Source organism: Paraburkholderia piptadeniae, from assembly GCF_900007165.1.
In the GTDB taxonomy this organism is placed as follows: domain Bacteria; phylum Pseudomonadota; class Gammaproteobacteria; order Burkholderiales; family Burkholderiaceae; genus Paraburkholderia; species Paraburkholderia piptadeniae.
On the sequence record NZ_CYGY02000014.1, the window covers coordinates 1 to 15,906 of the forward strand.

The 15,906-nt window shown below is 60.8% G+C and carries 14 protein-coding genes; 5 read left to right on the forward strand and 9 right to left on the reverse strand.

What is annotated here, in order from left to right; translation table 11 throughout:
• Positions 1 to 204: 204 nt before the first annotated feature.
• From BN2476_RS06480 to BN2476_RS06515, 8 genes are read right to left on the reverse strand one after another with little or no spacing between them, the layout of a single operon-like run.
• Positions 205 to 1,473 (reverse strand): SRPBCC family protein, encoded by a 1,269-nt coding sequence (locus BN2476_RS06480; RefSeq protein ID WP_087733343.1) that lies wholly within the window; start codon positions 1,471 to 1,473, stop codon positions 205 to 207.
• Positions 1,470 to 1,703 carry a hypothetical protein gene (locus tag BN2476_RS06485; protein ID WP_087733344.1) on the reverse strand — a complete coding sequence of 78 codons (234 nt, stop codon included), beginning with the start codon at positions 1,701 to 1,703 and terminating at the stop codon, positions 1,470 to 1,472. The genes BN2476_RS06480 and BN2476_RS06485 overlap by 4 nt, the downstream gene beginning before the upstream one ends.
• Before the next feature lie 19 nt (positions 1,704 to 1,722).
• Positions 1,723 to 2,589, reverse strand: coding sequence for an FAD binding domain-containing protein (locus BN2476_RS06490; protein WP_087733345.1), 867 nt, complete (start codon positions 2,587 to 2,589; stop codon positions 1,723 to 1,725).
• Entirely contained in the window at positions 2,586 to 4,973 is a 2,388-nt protein-coding gene (locus BN2476_RS06495; RefSeq protein WP_087733346.1) for a xanthine dehydrogenase family protein molybdopterin-binding subunit, read from the reverse strand. The genes BN2476_RS06490 and BN2476_RS06495 overlap by 4 nt, the downstream gene beginning before the upstream one ends.
• Positions 4,973 to 5,488, reverse strand: a complete 516-nt coding sequence (locus tag BN2476_RS06500; RefSeq protein WP_087733347.1) for a (2Fe-2S)-binding protein — start codon at positions 5,486 to 5,488, stop codon at positions 4,973 to 4,975. The genes BN2476_RS06495 and BN2476_RS06500 overlap by 1 nt, the downstream gene beginning before the upstream one ends.
• Positions 5,485 to 6,807 (reverse strand): fumarylacetoacetase, encoded by a 1,323-nt coding sequence (fahA, locus tag BN2476_RS06505; RefSeq protein ID WP_087733348.1) that lies wholly within the window; start codon positions 6,805 to 6,807, stop codon positions 5,485 to 5,487. The genes BN2476_RS06500 and fahA overlap by 4 nt, the downstream gene beginning before the upstream one ends.
• Positions 6,808 to 6,825: 18 nt before the next feature.
• Entirely contained in the window at positions 6,826 to 8,112 is a 1,287-nt protein-coding gene (locus BN2476_RS06510; protein ID WP_087733349.1) for a CaiB/BaiF CoA transferase family protein, read from the reverse strand.
• A 2-nt stretch (positions 8,113 to 8,114) separates the two neighbouring features.
• Positions 8,115 to 8,951: an enoyl-CoA hydratase/isomerase family protein gene (locus tag BN2476_RS06515; RefSeq protein ID WP_087733350.1), complete on the reverse strand. Its 837-nt coding sequence runs from the start codon at positions 8,949 to 8,951 to the stop codon at positions 8,115 to 8,117.
• 242 nt (positions 8,952 to 9,193) lie between these two features.
• Here BN2476_RS06515 and BN2476_RS06520 point away from each other — a divergent pair, with 242 nt between their 5' ends.
• From BN2476_RS06520 to BN2476_RS06545, 5 genes are all read left to right on the forward strand, one after another.
• The gene (locus BN2476_RS06520; protein WP_160111682.1) at positions 9,194 to 10,225 is read left to right on the forward strand and encodes an NAD(P)H-binding protein; all 1,032 of its coding nucleotides are present in this window, start codon (positions 9,194 to 9,196) and stop codon (positions 10,223 to 10,225) included.
• Positions 10,226 to 10,332: 107 nt separating this feature from the next.
• Positions 10,333 to 11,238 (forward strand): alpha/beta fold hydrolase, encoded by a 906-nt coding sequence (locus tag BN2476_RS06525; RefSeq protein ID WP_087733352.1) that lies wholly within the window; start codon positions 10,333 to 10,335, stop codon positions 11,236 to 11,238.
• Positions 11,239 to 11,462: 224 nt separating this feature from the next.
• Entirely contained in the window at positions 11,463 to 12,335 is an 873-nt protein-coding gene (gene kce / locus BN2476_RS06530; RefSeq protein ID WP_235850743.1) for a 3,5-dioxohexanoate:acetyl-CoA acetone transferase, read from the forward strand.
• 53 nt (positions 12,336 to 12,388) lie between these two features.
• Positions 12,389 to 14,068: an acyl-CoA synthetase gene (locus BN2476_RS06535; RefSeq protein WP_087733354.1), complete on the forward strand. Its 1,680-nt coding sequence runs from the start codon at positions 12,389 to 12,391 to the stop codon at positions 14,066 to 14,068.
• A gap of 318 nt (positions 14,069 to 14,386) precedes the next feature.
• A complete protein-coding gene (locus BN2476_RS06545; RefSeq protein ID WP_087733355.1) occupies positions 14,387 to 14,674 on the forward strand; it encodes a carboxymuconolactone decarboxylase family protein in 288 nt (95 codons plus the stop codon).
• 198 nt (positions 14,675 to 14,872) lie between these two features.
• Here the strand turns inward: BN2476_RS06545 and BN2476_RS06550 are convergent, their stop codons facing one another.
• Entirely contained in the window at positions 14,873 to 15,865 is a 993-nt protein-coding gene (locus BN2476_RS06550; RefSeq protein WP_087733409.1) for a 3-hydroxyacyl-CoA dehydrogenase, read from the reverse strand.
• Positions 15,866 to 15,906: the final 41 nt, after the last annotated feature.

The following is a 15,906-nucleotide window of genomic DNA, read 5'->3' on the forward strand; positions in this document are numbered from 1 at the left end:
TGAACCGGGTCAACCTCAAGCCCCGCCGCAGGGCAGCCCGAACTTGTGCGCTCCGTCGTCACACCGAAGGTGACAGAGTGAGACAAGCCGCGTGGAACCAGCGCATCGAAGCCGCCGATTTGCACAGTTGCTATTGAGTCGTCCTCGATGGAACCGCCCGACATTGAGCCGGCGGCCCGACAAGACTGCGTGCTTTCCCGCGAACTAAGCGGTGCACGTGTGCAATAGGTGCAAGATCGTCAGCGGCCATGAGCAATGTACTCGTAGAGCAAAGGCAGTCACGGCCGCGGCCGCGCTAACCCCCAACACTGTCCACAACCCTCGCTTTGCCCACGATCGGCGCTTACCGCGACCCGCACCCGCTGCCATCCGGGCAATCGATGCGTGAAACCGCGCATCTAGCGCCGAAAAAAATTGATTGCCGATCTGCGAACCGATGAACTCGAGTACCCGCGATCCAGCCTTGCCAACGAAACCGCCTATCTGTGCCTGGAGGTCGTAGCACACGCGTGTCTGCCTTCCCTCCTCAATTAGCGAGACCTTGCACAATCCCGTTGACCCCCGCTCTCCGACAAACGACACCATAAAGCTCATCGGCACGTGGACGTTATGCACTCGAAGGTTGCTCCTGAATCGCGGACCCAACGGCCCCATCGGCGCCAGAACTTGCGCCTGCCTATCCGGCCGCATCTGATCCAGCGACTGGATTCCTGGAATGCACGCCTTGAGCACCTCGTGATTAGCCAGTGCGTTGAAGGTTGCCAATATCGGTGCCGCAACCAGTCTTTCTCCGATAAGCTTGATCGACGTACCAGCATCGACATTACTCAGTTTCGCTGGAGCCTCCACGGTTCCCGGGAGCATGTGTGGCTCATTCGCTCCCACTTCGGTCGGTTTCGGCTGCGATCTCAACTTTGCAACCGACGGCAAGCTCCGACTGTGCTTCGGTGCAGTAGTAGCGACAAGGCGTGATATCGTCGGCACGTCGGTGTCGCTTTGGATGGCGACGTCAGGAGTGGCGGATTCGGCCGTGGCCGGCCCCAACCGGGCTTCAAACGCCGAGAAGAAGTCCTCCGTAATCTTCGACGCGGCAGCATTGATCAAGCGGGAACCGACCTGAGCCAAGCGACCTCCCACCTGAACTCGAGACGTGTAACTCAGCAACGTCTGACTCCCTTGTTCAGTCAGCGAAACGTCTGCCGACCCTTTGCCAAAGCCGGCGATCCCGCCCTGCCCTTCGAAGGACAACATGTAGCTGCGCGGCGCCTGCACGTTGCTCATTGTCACCGTTCCCTTGAAGCGTGCAGCGACCGGCCCGACCCGCGCCGCCAGTACGGCCATCAGCGTGTCCGGCTGCACCAGTTCCAGCGACTCGCATCCCGCAATGCACGACTTGAGCACCTCAGGGTCGTTCAAGGCCTCCCACGTGGCGGCAATCGGCGCGGGAATCAGTCTTTCTCCAACGAATTTCATTCAATCTCTCCGGCATGTTTCCGTTCGGTCAGGCCCGCGACTTCGCCACGGATATCACTTCCTAAAAAATGCATTGCGTCGCCAGGCTCGGCATCTAGGGCCGACACGGCAGCGCAGCCCGGCGAAATGAGATTCAACGCAAGTTCGCGCAACAAGTGTTCAATAAGCGCGCCCGGATTATTCGCGCCAAGGCGCAACAGGTCGAGCAAGTCACCAGCTAATTGACTCATGGCGCACCTCTAACGTGAATCAATGAGATCCGTCCGTCGCCATCGCATCAGCGAGCGCGCGCCGAAGCATCGTTCGACCGAGTTGGATGCGGTACTCGGCATCAGCGAAGCGGTCCTCCAACGGGGTGACCCCATGGAATGCCAGGTCCAGCAAATGCTCCGTCTGCGCCAGTTGGCCGGTGTACCCTTCCAGCGCCGCTTCGGCGCGGTTCGCGCGGTAGGCGTGGTCGGCAAGGCCTGTCACCGCAATTCGCCCGCCAGTGCATTGACCGGCCTGAAGAGCGAGCACAACGGCCACGCCGACGACGGCGTAGCCCGAGGCCGGATGGCGGAACTTGCGATAGGCCACGCGCCGACCCGGCAACACCGGAACACGCACGTGTACGATGATCTCGTCGGTCTCCAAAGCTGTCTCGAAGAGTCCCTTGAAGAACGAATCCGCAGCGATCGAACGCGCGCCCTTCGCTCCCACGACGTCGAGGTTCGCTTCGAGGGCCAGCATCGCAGCCGGCCAATCTGCCGAAGGGTCTGCGTGCGCTAACGAGCCACCCAGGGTGCCGCGATTGCGCACCGTCGGGTCTGCGATCTGGTGGCCGACCGTTGCAAACATCGGCAACACTCTGTTCAGCTCGACGTGGTGTTCAAGCTCGGCATGCGTGGTCGCAGCGCCAATGACGACCTCGTTCCCGTCGATGGTGATGCCCCGAAGGTCGGCTAGTTCACTCACGTCGATCAGCGTGCCTGGACTCGCCAGGCGCAGCTTCATCATCGGGAGCAGCGAATGACCTCCGCTCAGCAACTTCGCCTCCTCGCCTCCGCCGACAAGTAGACGAATAGCCTCTGACAAGCTGTCGGGCCGTACATACTCGAATGCACGCGGAATCATGCTGGGCTCCTTTTGTCGACTCGTGCAGCACTGATAGCGCGCCACACTTTGGGCGGCGTCAACGGCATGTCGATATGGGTGATGCCAAAACTGCTAAGCGCATCGCAAACGGCCCCAACGATCACCGGGGGCGCGCCGACACAGCCGGCTTCGCCGATGCCCTTGGCGCCAAGCGGATTTATCGGAGTAGGCGTCACCTGGAAGCTCGTACGCACGCGTGGGATTTGTTCGCTCTTCGGCACAGCGTAATCAAGCAGCGAACCAGTGAGAAGTTGCCCGCTTTCATCGTATTCGGCGCCTTCATACAAGGCCTGGCCGATTCCCTGAGCGACTCCGCCGTGAACTTGCCCGTCGACAAGCATGGGGTTGATGACATTTCCGATGTCGTCGACTGCGACATAATCGAGAACGCTCACCAACCCTGTTTCGATGTCCACCTCGACAACGGCGGCGTGACTGCCGAACGTTGTAACGCCATCTTCCGGTTGAAAGAACACCGTTTCTTCCAGCCCGGGCTCCATGCCAAGCGGCAGTTCGGAGCTCACGTATGCCATCCGCGCGACCTCGCCGAAGCTGACCCGCCGCTCGGATTGCCCGCTCAGGAAGAAGGTTCCCGAGGCGTGACTCACCTCTTCGGGGGTCGCCTCCAGCATCTCCGCCGCGATTGCGGTCGCCTTGGTCAGCACTTTTTTGGCCGCCATATGCGCGGCCGAGCCGCCAACCGGCATGGACCTCGAGTTGAACGTGCCATGCCCAGCCGGGACTCTGTCCGTGTCGCCGAAAACGACGTCGATGTGGTCCATGGGCAACTGCAGAGCATCACCGACGATCTGTGCGTAGACAGTGGCGTGCCCGTGTCCTTGTGGCATGGAACCCGTGAAAAGCGTCACCTTCCCATCGGAATGGACGCGCAACAGCGCGCTTTCCCATCCACCACGGTCAAATCCGACCCACCTGAGCGGAACTGAATTGCCGACGCCCACCATTTCCAGGTAGCAAGTCACGGCGATGCCGACATAGCGCCCCTGCGCCCGCAACGCGACCTGTCGCTCGCGCCATTGGTTGTAGCCAATTGCCTCCACCGCAGCCTCGAGGCAGCCCTCGTAATTGCCGGTGTCCCAGGTAAAGACCGGGCTCTCGTAAGGATGGTAGGGAAACTGATGTTTTCGAATCAGGTTGATCCGGCGCAGTTCGACCGGATCCATACGCAGCTCGGCAGCGACTGCGTCCATCGTTCTTTCGATGAGATACGTGGCTTCCGGCCGACCAGCGCCTCGGTAGGCATCCACCGGTGTCGTGTTGGTCGTCACGAGCCGCATCTCCCCATCGAGCGCGGGGATGTCATAGTTGCCGCAGGCGAACGAAACCGTATTGATGGTCGGGATGCCGGTCGCCATGTTGGAGAGATACGCACCCAAGTTGGCCAACGAGCGCATCTTGATGCCGAGCACACGGCCATCCTTTCTCACCGCTGCTTCCACGTACTCGATATGTGCGCGACCGTGCGTGGTGGCGGTATGTGCCTCGCTGCGCGTCTCGGTCCAGCCCACGGGTCGCCCGAAGTGTCTCGCAGCGAATGCAACGAGGATCTCCTCTGCGTAGAGGTGCATCTTGGAACCGAACCCGCCACCAATGTCGGGGGCAATCAGATGAATCTTGTGTTCGGGCCAGCCCAGGGTTTCGGCCAACCAGCGCCTGGACATGTGGGGAACCTGTGTCGGCAGGTAGATGGTGAGCCTGTCGTCGTTCTCGTCAAATACCGCGCGCACCGCGCGAGGCTCGATGGGACTCGGAATCAACCGGTTGTTGACCAGCCGCACCTTGATCAGGCGATCGGCCTGCTCCGCTGCTGCCCCGTAGTCACCGCCGCCGCCGCGGTATATCCCGATGAGGTTGCCGGGCACGTTGTCATGCAATTGCGGTGCGCCTTCCCGCAGGGCAGCCTCCTCATCGACAACCGCCGACAGTACTTCGTAGTCGACAATGATAGCTTCGAGTGCATCCGCCGCTTGCTGGCGAGTATGGGCCACCACAAGCGCGACCGCTTCGCCGACATAGCGCACATGTCCATCGGCCAGTGGTGGATGAGGGGGCACTTTTGCGCCGCTCACGACCCAGTTGGGACGGATGTCGCCGACCTTGCCGCGCAGGTCTTCGTAGGTCAGGATGCCCACCACCCCTTCCATGGCCAATGCCGCCGATGTATCGATGGATTCGATCAGTGCGTGACCATGGGGCGAGCGCAGTACCATGGCGCAGGTCAGCCCCTCGATCGCGATGTCATCGGTGTACCGCCCACGGCCAGTTAGCAGGCGCGGGTCTTCTCGCCGGGTGATGGATTGCCCAACGAGGCGCGAAGACGCTGCGTGATCGGGCATGCTCATTACGCGTTCTCCTTCGGTTTGCTGGCGTCGTTGGTCGTCTGATTTGCACGGCTTGCAGCTAGCAGGACCGCATCCACGATGTTCTTATACCCGGTGCAGCGGCACAGATTGCCGTGCAAAGCTTCGCGTACTTGCGCTTCGTTCGGGTTTGCGACCCGATCCAGCAGCGCCTGCGCGGCGAAGATCATGCCTGGTGTGCAGAAGCCGCATTGCAGACCATGCATTTCCGTGAAGGCCTGCTGTAGCGGTGTCATGTTCTTCGGCGTGCCCAGACCTTCAATGGTCGTTACGCTGTGCGTCTGCGTCTGCGCCTGCACCGCCAGGACCGTGCATGACTTGACCGTCTTCCCGTCCATCCGCACGGTGCAGGCGCCGCATTGCGACGTGTCGCACCCAATGTGGGTTCCAGTCATGCCTGCGTGGTCTCGCAGGAAATGCACGAGTAGTTCCCGCGGTTCGATGACTGCGCTCACCGGGGCTCCGTTGACCGTGATGGTGATGTGTTGTCGCGTCATCTCCCCTCCTTGATCTGACCCATGCATTCGCCGAATCCGATGGACTGGTAGCCGTCCCGGCGGCAGACGCCGCGCAGCCATACGACGTCGCCGTCTTCCAGGAAGGGACGTGTTTCTCCCGACGGCAGGCGCAAGGGTTCTTTACCTAACGTGGTGAGTTCCACCATGCATCCGCTGTTCTCACGTTCCACACCGGAGACCGTTCCACTGGACAGCAAATCCCCCGTTCGCAAGTTGCATCCGTTGCTGGCGTGATGCGTGAGCATCTGCGTAAGCGTCCAGTACTGCTCGCTGAACTGCGGGCTCGTCAGGACCACAGGCTCCAGACCTTGTTCCCGCATGACGGCTGTCTGCAGAAGAACCTCAAGTGAGATTGAGATGGCTCCTACTGCCGCATGCTTCGCCGAGGTGAGGACCGGTGGCAAAGGCGGATCCTCTGGGGTCCGAGCGGGCGCGGCCACCCGGAACGGTGCCAGCGCCTCCAGCGTGACCAACCACGGCGAGACAGTGGTCATGAAACTCTTGGCGAGGAACGGCCCTAAAGGGTAGCTTTCCCAACCCTGGATATCGCGCGCCGACCAGTCATTCACCAGACAGAGCCCGAACATGTGGTCCTCGGCCTCATCGATCGGAACTGTCGATCCCAGCGCGTTGCCCTTCCCGATCAGGCAACCCACTTCGAGCTCGAAGTCAAGCGCCTGCGTGGGCAGGTATTCCTGCGCTGCAACCGCTGCGGCGGAAGAAGGCGTCGCCTGCCCGCGAGGCCGTATGCACGGCACCCCGCTTTGGACCACGCTGGACGCACGCCCGTGATAGCCGATGGGCATATGTCTGAAGTTCGCTGCCACCGGCATATCGGGTCGCGACAACTCTCCGGTGCGACGCGCATGGTGGATCGATGTGAAAAAATCCGTGAAGTCGCCGATGTGCGCCGGCACCTGCATTCGCAACTCGCGCATGGGCAGCAGACACGTCAAAGCCAGGGCCTCGTGTCCACTACCCTCCTGCAACAGTCCGAACACGGCGTGGCGTAGTGCACGGGTTGCCCGGCGGCCGTGCGTCATCAGCGCATTGAGCGCGGACATATGCAGCTCGGCTTTGAACTCCGCCAACTCAGGCAGCAAACCTTTGTCCAAGGCGGCGGCGATGTCGAGAACTTGATCGCCGATCGCCACTCCGATCCGGCCTTTCGGCGACTGGCCGTGCTCGAAGACGCCGAGCGGCAAATTCTGGATCGGAAATTCTGTATTTGGTGAATTGGCGCTCTGCACCCAACTGCGTGCACGCGGGTTGTGAGTATGGTCGATCGCTTCGCTCATGATGACACCTATTGCTCGCTATGCAGTGACTGAGCCAGCATCTGCTTCGGCTGCCGGCGGCGCATCCGACGCCGAACTCACCAGGGGCGGACTCTGACGCGGGTGCTCGACCAGCGCTTGCGCCTCAATCAAGGCGCTGATCTCCGACGCGCTCATGCCGAGTTCAGCGAACACCTCGGCGTTATGCTCGCCCCGGAATGCGGGAGCGGACGGTGCATCCAGCGTGTCTTCGGAGAACCGCCACGGACGTCCGTGCAACTGATAGGTGCCGCCGAACCTGTCAGGCACTTCCAGCACGGCGCCCCAGTACTCGGCCCATTCCGTCTGCGCCACTTCTTGCATGGTGCGAATCTGCCCAATCGCGACCTTGGCCTCGTCGAGTTGGGCGTCGAGTGCTGCCATGTCGCGAAACGTCAGCATCCACGTCTGGACAATCGCATGAAGGGCGTCGATGTTCTGAGCGCGAAGTGCTGCCGTGGCAAAACGCGGATCGCTTGCCAGATCAGGACGCCGCATGGCACCCAGATATGCCGGGAAGGTCAGGCTACCCACCAGGCTTGCAGGTGTGAGAAGGCGCTCGCCGTGAGGGCCAACGAAAAACGATCCATCAGCGGCACCAATGATGGCGGGTTCCGCGCCCGTATCGACTCCGGCAATGTCCACATGCGCGCGCTCGTTAATCGCCATAATGACGGCGGCCATAGCAACGTCGATGTACTGGCCGCGGCCGGTGGTCTGGCGCCGGTGCACCGCTGCCAGCACGGCAACCGCAGCTTCCAGGCCGGCATAAACGTCAGCATGCGACAACGGATCGGATCGGAGCTTGGAAAGCGCGCCGCCGTAATGACGCAGCGTGTTGTGGGTGAACCCGGCCTCCGCCTGAACCGTGGGTGCATAGGCCATGCGCGAAGCCCAAGGCCCCCCTTGACCATAGCCCGAGATCGACACGTAGATCAGCCTCGGGTTGATCTTCGAAAGTTCCTCGTAGTCAAGTCCGAAGAACTTGAGTGTGCCGGCGCGGAAATTCTCCACGAAGATGTCCGCATCCTTGCAGAGCTTCAGGACCAGTTCCCGCGCGCCGGCCACATTCAGATCGATGCTGACATTGCGCTTGCCAACATTCTGCTGCGCGTAATAGCCCGACATGCCATCCGTATTGGGAAAGGCAAAGCGAGAGACATCCGGCCGCGGCGGTTCGACCTTGATCACCTCCGCACCCAGGTCCGCCAGCGTGCGAGCACACAGCGGACCCGCCAACACTCGAGAAAGATCAACGACCTTCAGGCCTTGCAGTGGTCCAGCCATGATCAGCACCCCCTGAAGTTGGCTGCGCCGGGGCCTTTCGCCAGAAAGGACTCAAGCCCGACCTGCACATCCTCGGACGCCCAAATCGCCTTCTGCAATTCGCCCATCGCCAGATCAGCCGCCTCGACGCCCTCATTGGCAGCAATCGTCACAATCTGCTTTGTCACGCGGTGTGCGACTGTCGGCCCATTTGCAAGCTCCTGCGCCACGGTGAGAGTCGCCGATTCGAGTTGCTCGTCCGCGACGACCAGATTGATGAGCCCCCATCGTTCAAGTGTTTCGGCGTCGTAGCGCCGTCCCAGCATTGACATTTCCTTCGCACGCGCCACGCCGATACGCTGAACCTGCCGCTGGATGCCCCCCATCAGCGGATGCAATCCGAGCGCACTTTCGACGGAACCGATCTTCGCCGATCGTGCGGCGATGACATAGTCCGAAGCGAGCGCGAGTTCGAGCCCCCCACCCAAACAGGCACCGTGGATGCTCGTGACGATAGGGATCGGTAGCGTTTCGAACGCACGCAGCACATCGACAGGGGCGAATGCCCGCGGTCCATCGACAGCGGTCGCCACCTCGTTGGCACTTACAGTCTCAGCACCGACCTCGACCTCCGTGGCCGCCTGCATGAGGGCGCTGAACTGAGTGACGTCCGCCCCCGCGCAAAAGTGCCTCAGGTTACTCCTCAGCACGATGGCGCGACTGCCCGTCTCTACCGCCTCCTGCATTGCAGCCAGCAAGGGGTCCATCAGCGTCGCATTCATCAGGTTATACGGGCGATGGTTCATGGAAAGCACGGTCACATACCCGTGCTTTTCTTTGAGGACAACGTCTTCACTCATTCGATCACTCCTGTTTTGCGATGATTTTATCGCTGATAAGATAGACGGACTCTAAGCCCACGTCGGACCCTGGTCAACAGCGGAGTTTCCCCTAGATTTAGGCACTTTTTATGAGGTAAGAGGTGCTTCCGAACAGCATCGAATTACCCAGAAGTGGACCTTAGGAAAATCAGCGTTGCTTCTATGCGAATCAAATGATAGTCTCATATGCCCATATTTCAAGAGAACACGAGGTACAAATCATGACTGACGCACCCATTCTCGTAACCAGCGCCGGCGGTAGTACCGGCTCCATCGGACGAAGCATCGTGCGCGGCCTTCGCGCACGCGGGCTCCCCGTACGCGCATTCGTGCGCACCGACGACAGGCGGGCCCAGGATCTGCGGGACATGGGCGCCGAAGTCTTCGTCGGGGATCTGTTCAACCCGCGCGACGTGACACGTGCAGTCCAAGGTGTGGGGCGCATCTACTTCAGCATGAGCCCTAACCCATCCTATGCCGACGCGACCATCCTCATGGCGACTGCAGCGAAGCGCGAGGGGAGCTGCGAAATCTTTGTGAATATGTCGAACGTCGAGCAAAGTTATATGACCCTCGACAACATGTCTCGTCCCGATGCCGAACGCATTGCGATCCTTGGCGCCGATGTGCAGTGGTCGCCCCAGCAGCGCGTGCATTGGGCGGCGGAGCGCGCCCTCGACTGGTCCGGCCTTCCTGTCTGCCACATTCAGGCTGCGATCTTCGTTGAGAACCCGATCACGCTATGGATGACGGCGGCGACGATCAAGGAAGATGACACCATCCGGCTGCCGTTCGGCGACGCCAAGACCGCGCCAATAGCCACGGTGGATGTCGCTGACGTCTGCATCGATGTCCTCGCTGCACCTCACGGCCATGAGCACAAATCCTACGTGCTCACTGGTCCTACGCGGAAGAGCTGGTACGAGTTCGCCGAAGATTTCTCGGCGGCGCTAGGACGCAAGATCACCTATGTCCCCACGACAATCGACGATTTTCGTGAACAACTGCGGACGCTCGCGCCGGGCCTTCCTGAGCATGTCTCACTCCACCTCGAGAACCTGGCCCTGCAGAACGGCGGCGGCAAGTACATCGCGGACGCCAAGAACGAAGTGGAGCATTTACTAAAGCGGCCTGCGACCCCACTGAAGGCGGTGATTGAGGCGGAAGCCTGGCGCTTCGAGAAGGGCGTGCCCAATCAACTTCAGCATGGGGATCTTAAGGACTTCAAGCGGCAGCGTTTCACCGCCAGCTAACCGAAGGCCTCGTCATTCTCGCCCATAGCATCACCTCGATGCGTCAGTCGCCGCGACATTAGTGCAGTGGCGACCGAGCCTAACCATATTGAAAGAGGAATAAACGGATGTTGCTAACAAATTCAGGTCTTTGGAACGACGAGGGGGTGAGGCAGCGAACAGTCGCCGCCAATGGCCTCGAATTCCCCATTCTCGAGGCTGGGGACGGCCCACTCGTACTCTGTCTGCACGGCTTTCCCGACCACGCGCGCAACTGGATTCCGATTCTCAGGCGACTTGCCCAGGAAGGCTATTGGGCGGTGGCACCGGCGATGCGGGGATACTGGTCGGGCGGTGCGGCGCCCGACGGCCGCTACAGTGGTTCGGCCCTCGGGCAGGACGCGTTAGCGCTGATCGCGGCTCTTGGACGCGAGACCGCGCACTTGATCGGACATGACATCGGTGCGCGAGCTGCGTACGCCGCGGCGAGCCTTAGGGCCGAAAGCGTCGGCAAGCTAGTTGGCATGGCGGTTGCGTATGGGCAGAGATTTGGCGCCTCCCTCGTTGCCGATGGAGACCAGCAGCGGCGCAGTTGGTATATGTTCTACTTCCAGACTCGCCTCGCCGAGGTCGGGGTACCGCGCGATGATTTCGCATTCATTGACCGGCTTTGGCGCGAATGGTCGCCGAGCTATGTGTTGCCCGAGGGCGAGCGCGCATTGCTTAAGGAAAGCCTGGCGAAGCCTGGCGTGCTGACCCAGACGTTCGGCTTTTACCGTCAGTTGTTCGCGCCGCCGCCAGAAGATTCGACGCTCCGGACTCTCGAGGCTCAGGCGAACGGGCCAATCAACGTCCCCTCGCTCTACCTGCACGGCGAGAAAGACGGCTGCATGGCGACGTATCTCAGCGAGGGAATGGAACCGCTGTTTCCCAAAGGCCTCGAACGGGAGGTGATCCCGGGCGTTGGTCACTTCCTTCATATCGAGCGACCGGACGAGATCGGGGACCGCATCGTCCGGTTCCTCGGGCGCTGATTGCACGCGGGCTGCTTTGGGTCGGTGGCCCGCCCCTGCCTATGTCCCTACCCAAACTATCAAAAGAAGCCTGGGCCTTTGCGGAGACGTCATACGCGATCGAGAGCGAGAGCCCCATCGAGAACGCTGTTGTGGCCGGACCGGCCTGATAGTAGGAGGAGCTAACCGTGGCACAAAAAGTCATCATCACTTGCGCAGTGACAGGCTCGATCCATACTCCGAGCATGTCGCCTTATCTGCCCATCACGCCTGACGAAATAGCGCGTGAATCAATCGCTGCCGCCGAAGCCGGCGCCGCCATCCTGCATCTGCACGCGCGCAACCCGAGAGATGGACGGCCCGCATTCGACCCGGCGATCTATCGGCAATTCCTGCCGCAGATTCACGCGGCCACCGACGCGGTGATCAACATCACCACGGGCGGCTCGTACAACATGACGCTCGACGAACGCCTTGCGGGGGCGATCGACGTTTCCCCGGAAATGGCCTCGTGCAACATGGGGTCGCTTAACTTCGGGATCTTTCCGATGCTCGACAAGTTGAAGACCTTCAAGTACGAGTGGGAGCGCGACCAAATCGAAGGCACACGCCGCACGATTTTCCGCAATACCTTCGCCGATATCGAGGAGGTATTTACCCGGCTCGGTCACGAGCACAGCACGCGCTTCGAATTTGAGTGCTACGACGTCGGCCATCTGTACAACCTGAAGCACTTCCTCGATCGCGGGATTATCAAGGGGCCGCTTTTCCTGCAGTTCGTGCTCGGCGTCCTCGGCGGGATCGGCGCGGATCCGGAGAATCTCGTGCACATGAAACGCATCGCGGACAAGCTGTTCGGCGATACCTATCAATGGTCGGTGCTTGGCGCCGGTCGACACCAGATGCCGCTCGTCACGCAGGCGGCCTTGATGGGCGGACACGTCCGCGTGGGTCTGGAGGACTCGCTGTCGATCGGACCGGGTCGGCTCGCGACATCGAATGCCGAACAGGTCGAGATGATTCGCGAAATCTTGACACGGCTCGGCTTCCAGATCGCGACGCCTGCCGAAGTGCGCCACATGATTGGCCTCAAAGGTCGGGACAAGACGCGACTGTAAAAGAAAATAACCGAAAACATACGCCCGTACGCATAACCGACGGAGACAATGACATGTCGCATATTTTCGACGATGGACTCGCGCAGAGCGAGGCAAATCATGTACCGTTGACGCCGGTCGATTTCATTGCCCGTGCCGCGGAGGTGTATGGAGACCGTCTCGCGATCGTCTATGGAGAGGTTCGCCGAACCTGGCGCGAGACGTATGACCGCGTGCGCCAACTCGCAGATGCGCTGCGTCAGGCTGGGGTGCAGCGCGGCGATACGGTGGCGGCCCTGCTGCCGAATATTCCGGAGATGATCGAGGCGCATTTCGGCGTGCCTATGCTCGGCGCGGTGCTGAACGCCCTGAATACGCGTCTGGACGTCTCGTCAATGCTGTTCATGCTGCGCCACGGAGAGGCGAAGGTGCTGATTGTCGATACCGAGTACGCGGAGCTGGCGCATCGGGTGTCGCTGGATTTTCCGCATCTGACGATCATCAGCGTGAGCGACGTGATGCCCGCGTCCCCCGAGTCTTTCCCCCGCGCCACGGACTACGAAGCGTTCATTGCAAAGGGCGATGCGAACTATCGCTGGACACCGCCTGCCGACGAATGGGACGCCATCGCGCTGAACTACACCTCAGGCACCACCGGCGACCCGAAAGGTGTCGTGTACCACCATCGTGGCGCGTACCTGAATGCACTCAGCAACATTCTCGAATGGGACATGCCGAAGCATGCCATCTATCTCTGGACGCTGCCGCTCTTCCATTGCAACGGCTGGTGCTTTGCCTGGACGGTGGCGGCCCGCGCGGGCGTCAACATATGTCTGCGTAAGTTCGACGCGAAACACGTGTTCGAGCTGATTCGCCGCGAAGGCGTCACCCACTATTGCGGTGCACCGATTGTTCAAAGCGCGCTCGCGAATGCGCCGGCCGAATGGCGCGCGGGTATCGACCACCTCGTGCACACAATGGTGGCGGGCGCCGCGCCTTCCCCGGCAGTGATCGGCAAGATGATGGAGATCGGTTTTGACCTCACGCACGTGTACGGACTGACCGAGGTCTACGGCCCGGCTTCCGTGTGTGCGAAGCAGGCCAGCTGGGAGGATGTCGGCGACGACGAACGCGCGCGGCTCAACGCCCGTCAAGGGGTCCGCTACCACCTGCAATCGGCCATCGCAGTCCTGAACCCCGATACGCTCGAACCGGTGCCGAACGACGGTGAGACGCTCGGTGAAATCATGTTCCGCGGCAACATCTGCATGAAGGGCTACCTGAAAAACGAGCGTGCGACAGCCGAAGCGTTTCGCGGCGGCTGGTTTCATACCGGTGACCTCGGCGTGCTGATGCCGGATAACTACGTTCGCATCAAGGATCGCAGCAAGGACATCATTATCTCGGGTGGTGAGAATATCTCCACCATCGAGGTGGAGGACACGCTGTACCGGCATCCGGCGGTATCCGTCGCAGCGGTGGTGGCGATGCCGGATCCGAAGTGGGGCGAAGTGCCTTGCGCTTTTGTGGAACTCAAGGAGGGGGCGCAGGTGAGCGCCGAAGAAATCATCGCGCATTGCCGGCTTTATCTGGCCGGTTTCAAGTTGCCCAAGATGGTGTGTTTCGGCGAATTGCCCAAGACTTCGACGGGCAAGATCCAGAAATTCGAGCTGCGTTCGCGGGTCGGCTCCGGCAGTGCCATCGACCTAGCCGGCGATAGCAGTGGCTGTAACGCGAAGCCCGACGAGTCGTAAAGGCACAGCGAGCCGCGAGGTGGTTGCAGCGCAATCACCCTTCAGCGGTTCGATCACCCGCTCGCAAAGCTGACCGTCATGGCAGCGAGATCCGGCGCAACGTCTTTCAGCGCCGCGATGATCGCCGGTTGATTCGTATTCGCGAAGCGACGCCTCAAACCGGCTTACTTCGACCACTTCGAAGCGTTGTTCGCACGCTGGGGCTCACCCCGACGCGTGCGCCGGAGCCCGCGGATCATCACGTGCTGCTCGGTCTGATCGCTGCGAGCGAAGGGGTCGCGTTGATACCGTCATCGCTGAAATCGATCGCGCGCGGATATTGCTCCCGACCTCGGGAGATTCATCATCGCATTCGGCTTGGGCGACGTGTATGCGCGTCCTCAGCTGGACCTGCTGTCGCGTGAAATGGTGACGGTCGCCGCGATGGGCAGCGCGCCGCCGCAGCTTAAGGTTCACATGCACGGCCTGCTCAATGTTGGAGACACGCGTGAGCAACAGTTCGAGGTCGTTACGCATATCGCTGCGCACTCGGGATTCCCGCGTGCGATCAGCGCGTCGTTGGCGAATAAAAAGGCGCTAAGTGATCGGGCGCACGCGGTACATTGATGCTTCTGATGCGTTCGCGCACTCGCTCATCTTGAGCTTTCAGTGCGGTTGCGAGGTTGCGAATGCGCAGATAGCTCAGACCATACACAAAAAGAAAAAGAAGGTCGCGCCGGCGCTCAGCCGCCGACCAGCGACATCCGCACGATCGGGGCCGAAACATCGATCACCGGCGGCTTCGACGGCAGCGCACGTTCAGCGTTAAGCACCTGTACAACTACCGGGTTCACTGACTGACTGGCCGGATATCGAAGATTTTCGCGCCGCGAACTCCATCAGCTTTTCGTCTCGCCAATCACGCCGTGCCGCCAGGTCATCCGCGCAGAGGTGCTGTCGCCGGTCTTTTTCAACTTGCGCAATGAGCTCTGCATTCCAGGGGCCATCATCAACCCGCGATCTGGCGATCGAGTAATAAAGTGCGCCGAGCCTGCTGGCGTAATCGGCAATGCCACCGGGAGCATTGAGGTCGATGGTCTCAAACGGTCCCATAAACGACCATCGCCATCCGAGTCCATCCCTCACCGTCTTGTCGATGTCTTCGCAACTTGCTACCCCGTCGCGTTGCAATGCCCATGCTTCCCGGAGCAACGCCGCCTGAAGGCGGTTTAGCACGAACCCCTCGACTTCTTTGCGGACATGAACGACGCTCTGGCCGATCGAAACCATCAGCCTGTCAACGAATTCGACCGTGTCTGCGGATGTTTGTGTAGACGGAACCAGTTCGACCACCGGCACGAGATGAGGCGGATTAACCGGGTGAGCAATAAGTGCGCGCGGTGAAATTTCAAGATCGTTGGCGAACGCCGACGCTGGAATTCCCGAGCTGGAACTCCCGATGATGACATCGGCATCTGCGATCGCATCCAGGTCCTCCATCAACTGGCGCTTCACGTCCAGTCGCTCAAGCACCGACTCTTGCACATACGCGACACCATCAACCGCCTCTTTGAGGGAGTTCACACATACGAGACGGTTTGCGACCACCTGTGGCGGTTCGCCGAGAAGCCCATGAGCGTGCAGCGCCGACAGTTGCTTCGCAGCCCATGGCAGCACCTTTTCTGAAAGACTGGGATTGGCGTCATACACCCGCGTGGTGAGTCCGGCGCGAGCAAAGGCGATCGCCCACCCCGCGCCGACGAGTCCGGCCCCTACGATCGCCACCGGCTCGCCAATAAATGATTGGACGGCTTTCATCATCTCCTCTGTTGCAAAGGCAGATTGACTTGACTTCCGAT

Coding starts and splice junctions, on each gene's coding strand:
- BN2476_RS06550 (WP_087733409.1), bottom strand. CDS start 15,865: ATGAAAGCCGTCCAATCATTTATTGGCGAGCCGGTGGCGATCGTAGGG.
- BN2476_RS06495 (WP_087733346.1), bottom strand. CDS start 4,973: ATGAGCATGCCCGATCACGCAGCGTCTTCGCGCCTCGTTGGGCAATCC.
- BN2476_RS06515 (WP_087733350.1), bottom strand. CDS start 8,951: ATGAGTGAAGACGTTGTCCTCAAAGAAAAGCACGGGTATGTGACCGTG.
- kce (WP_235850743.1), top strand. CDS start 11,463: ATGTCGCCTTATCTGCCCATCACGCCTGACGAAATAGCGCGTGAATCA.
- fahA (WP_087733348.1), bottom strand. CDS start 6,807: ATGAGCGAAGCGATCGACCATACTCACAACCCGCGTGCACGCAGTTGG.
- BN2476_RS06485 (WP_087733344.1), bottom strand. CDS start 1,703: ATGAGTCAATTAGCTGGTGACTTGCTCGACCTGTTGCGCCTTGGCGCG.
- BN2476_RS06520 (WP_160111682.1), top strand. CDS start 9,194: ATGACTGACGCACCCATTCTCGTAACCAGCGCCGGCGGTAGTACCGGC.
- BN2476_RS06510 (WP_087733349.1), bottom strand. CDS start 8,112: ATGGCTGGACCACTGCAAGGCCTGAAGGTCGTTGATCTTTCTCGAGTG.
- BN2476_RS06525 (WP_087733352.1), top strand. CDS start 10,333: ATGTTGCTAACAAATTCAGGTCTTTGGAACGACGAGGGGGTGAGGCAG.
- BN2476_RS06490 (WP_087733345.1), bottom strand. CDS start 2,589: ATGATTCCGCGTGCATTCGAGTATGTACGGCCCGACAGCTTGTCAGAG.
- BN2476_RS06535 (WP_087733354.1), top strand. CDS start 12,389: ATGTCGCATATTTTCGACGATGGACTCGCGCAGAGCGAGGCAAATCAT.
- BN2476_RS06480 (WP_087733343.1), bottom strand. CDS start 1,473: ATGAAATTCGTTGGAGAAAGACTGATTCCCGCGCCGATTGCCGCCACG.
- BN2476_RS06500 (WP_087733347.1), bottom strand. CDS start 5,488: ATGACGCGACAACACATCACCATCACGGTCAACGGAGCCCCGGTGAGC.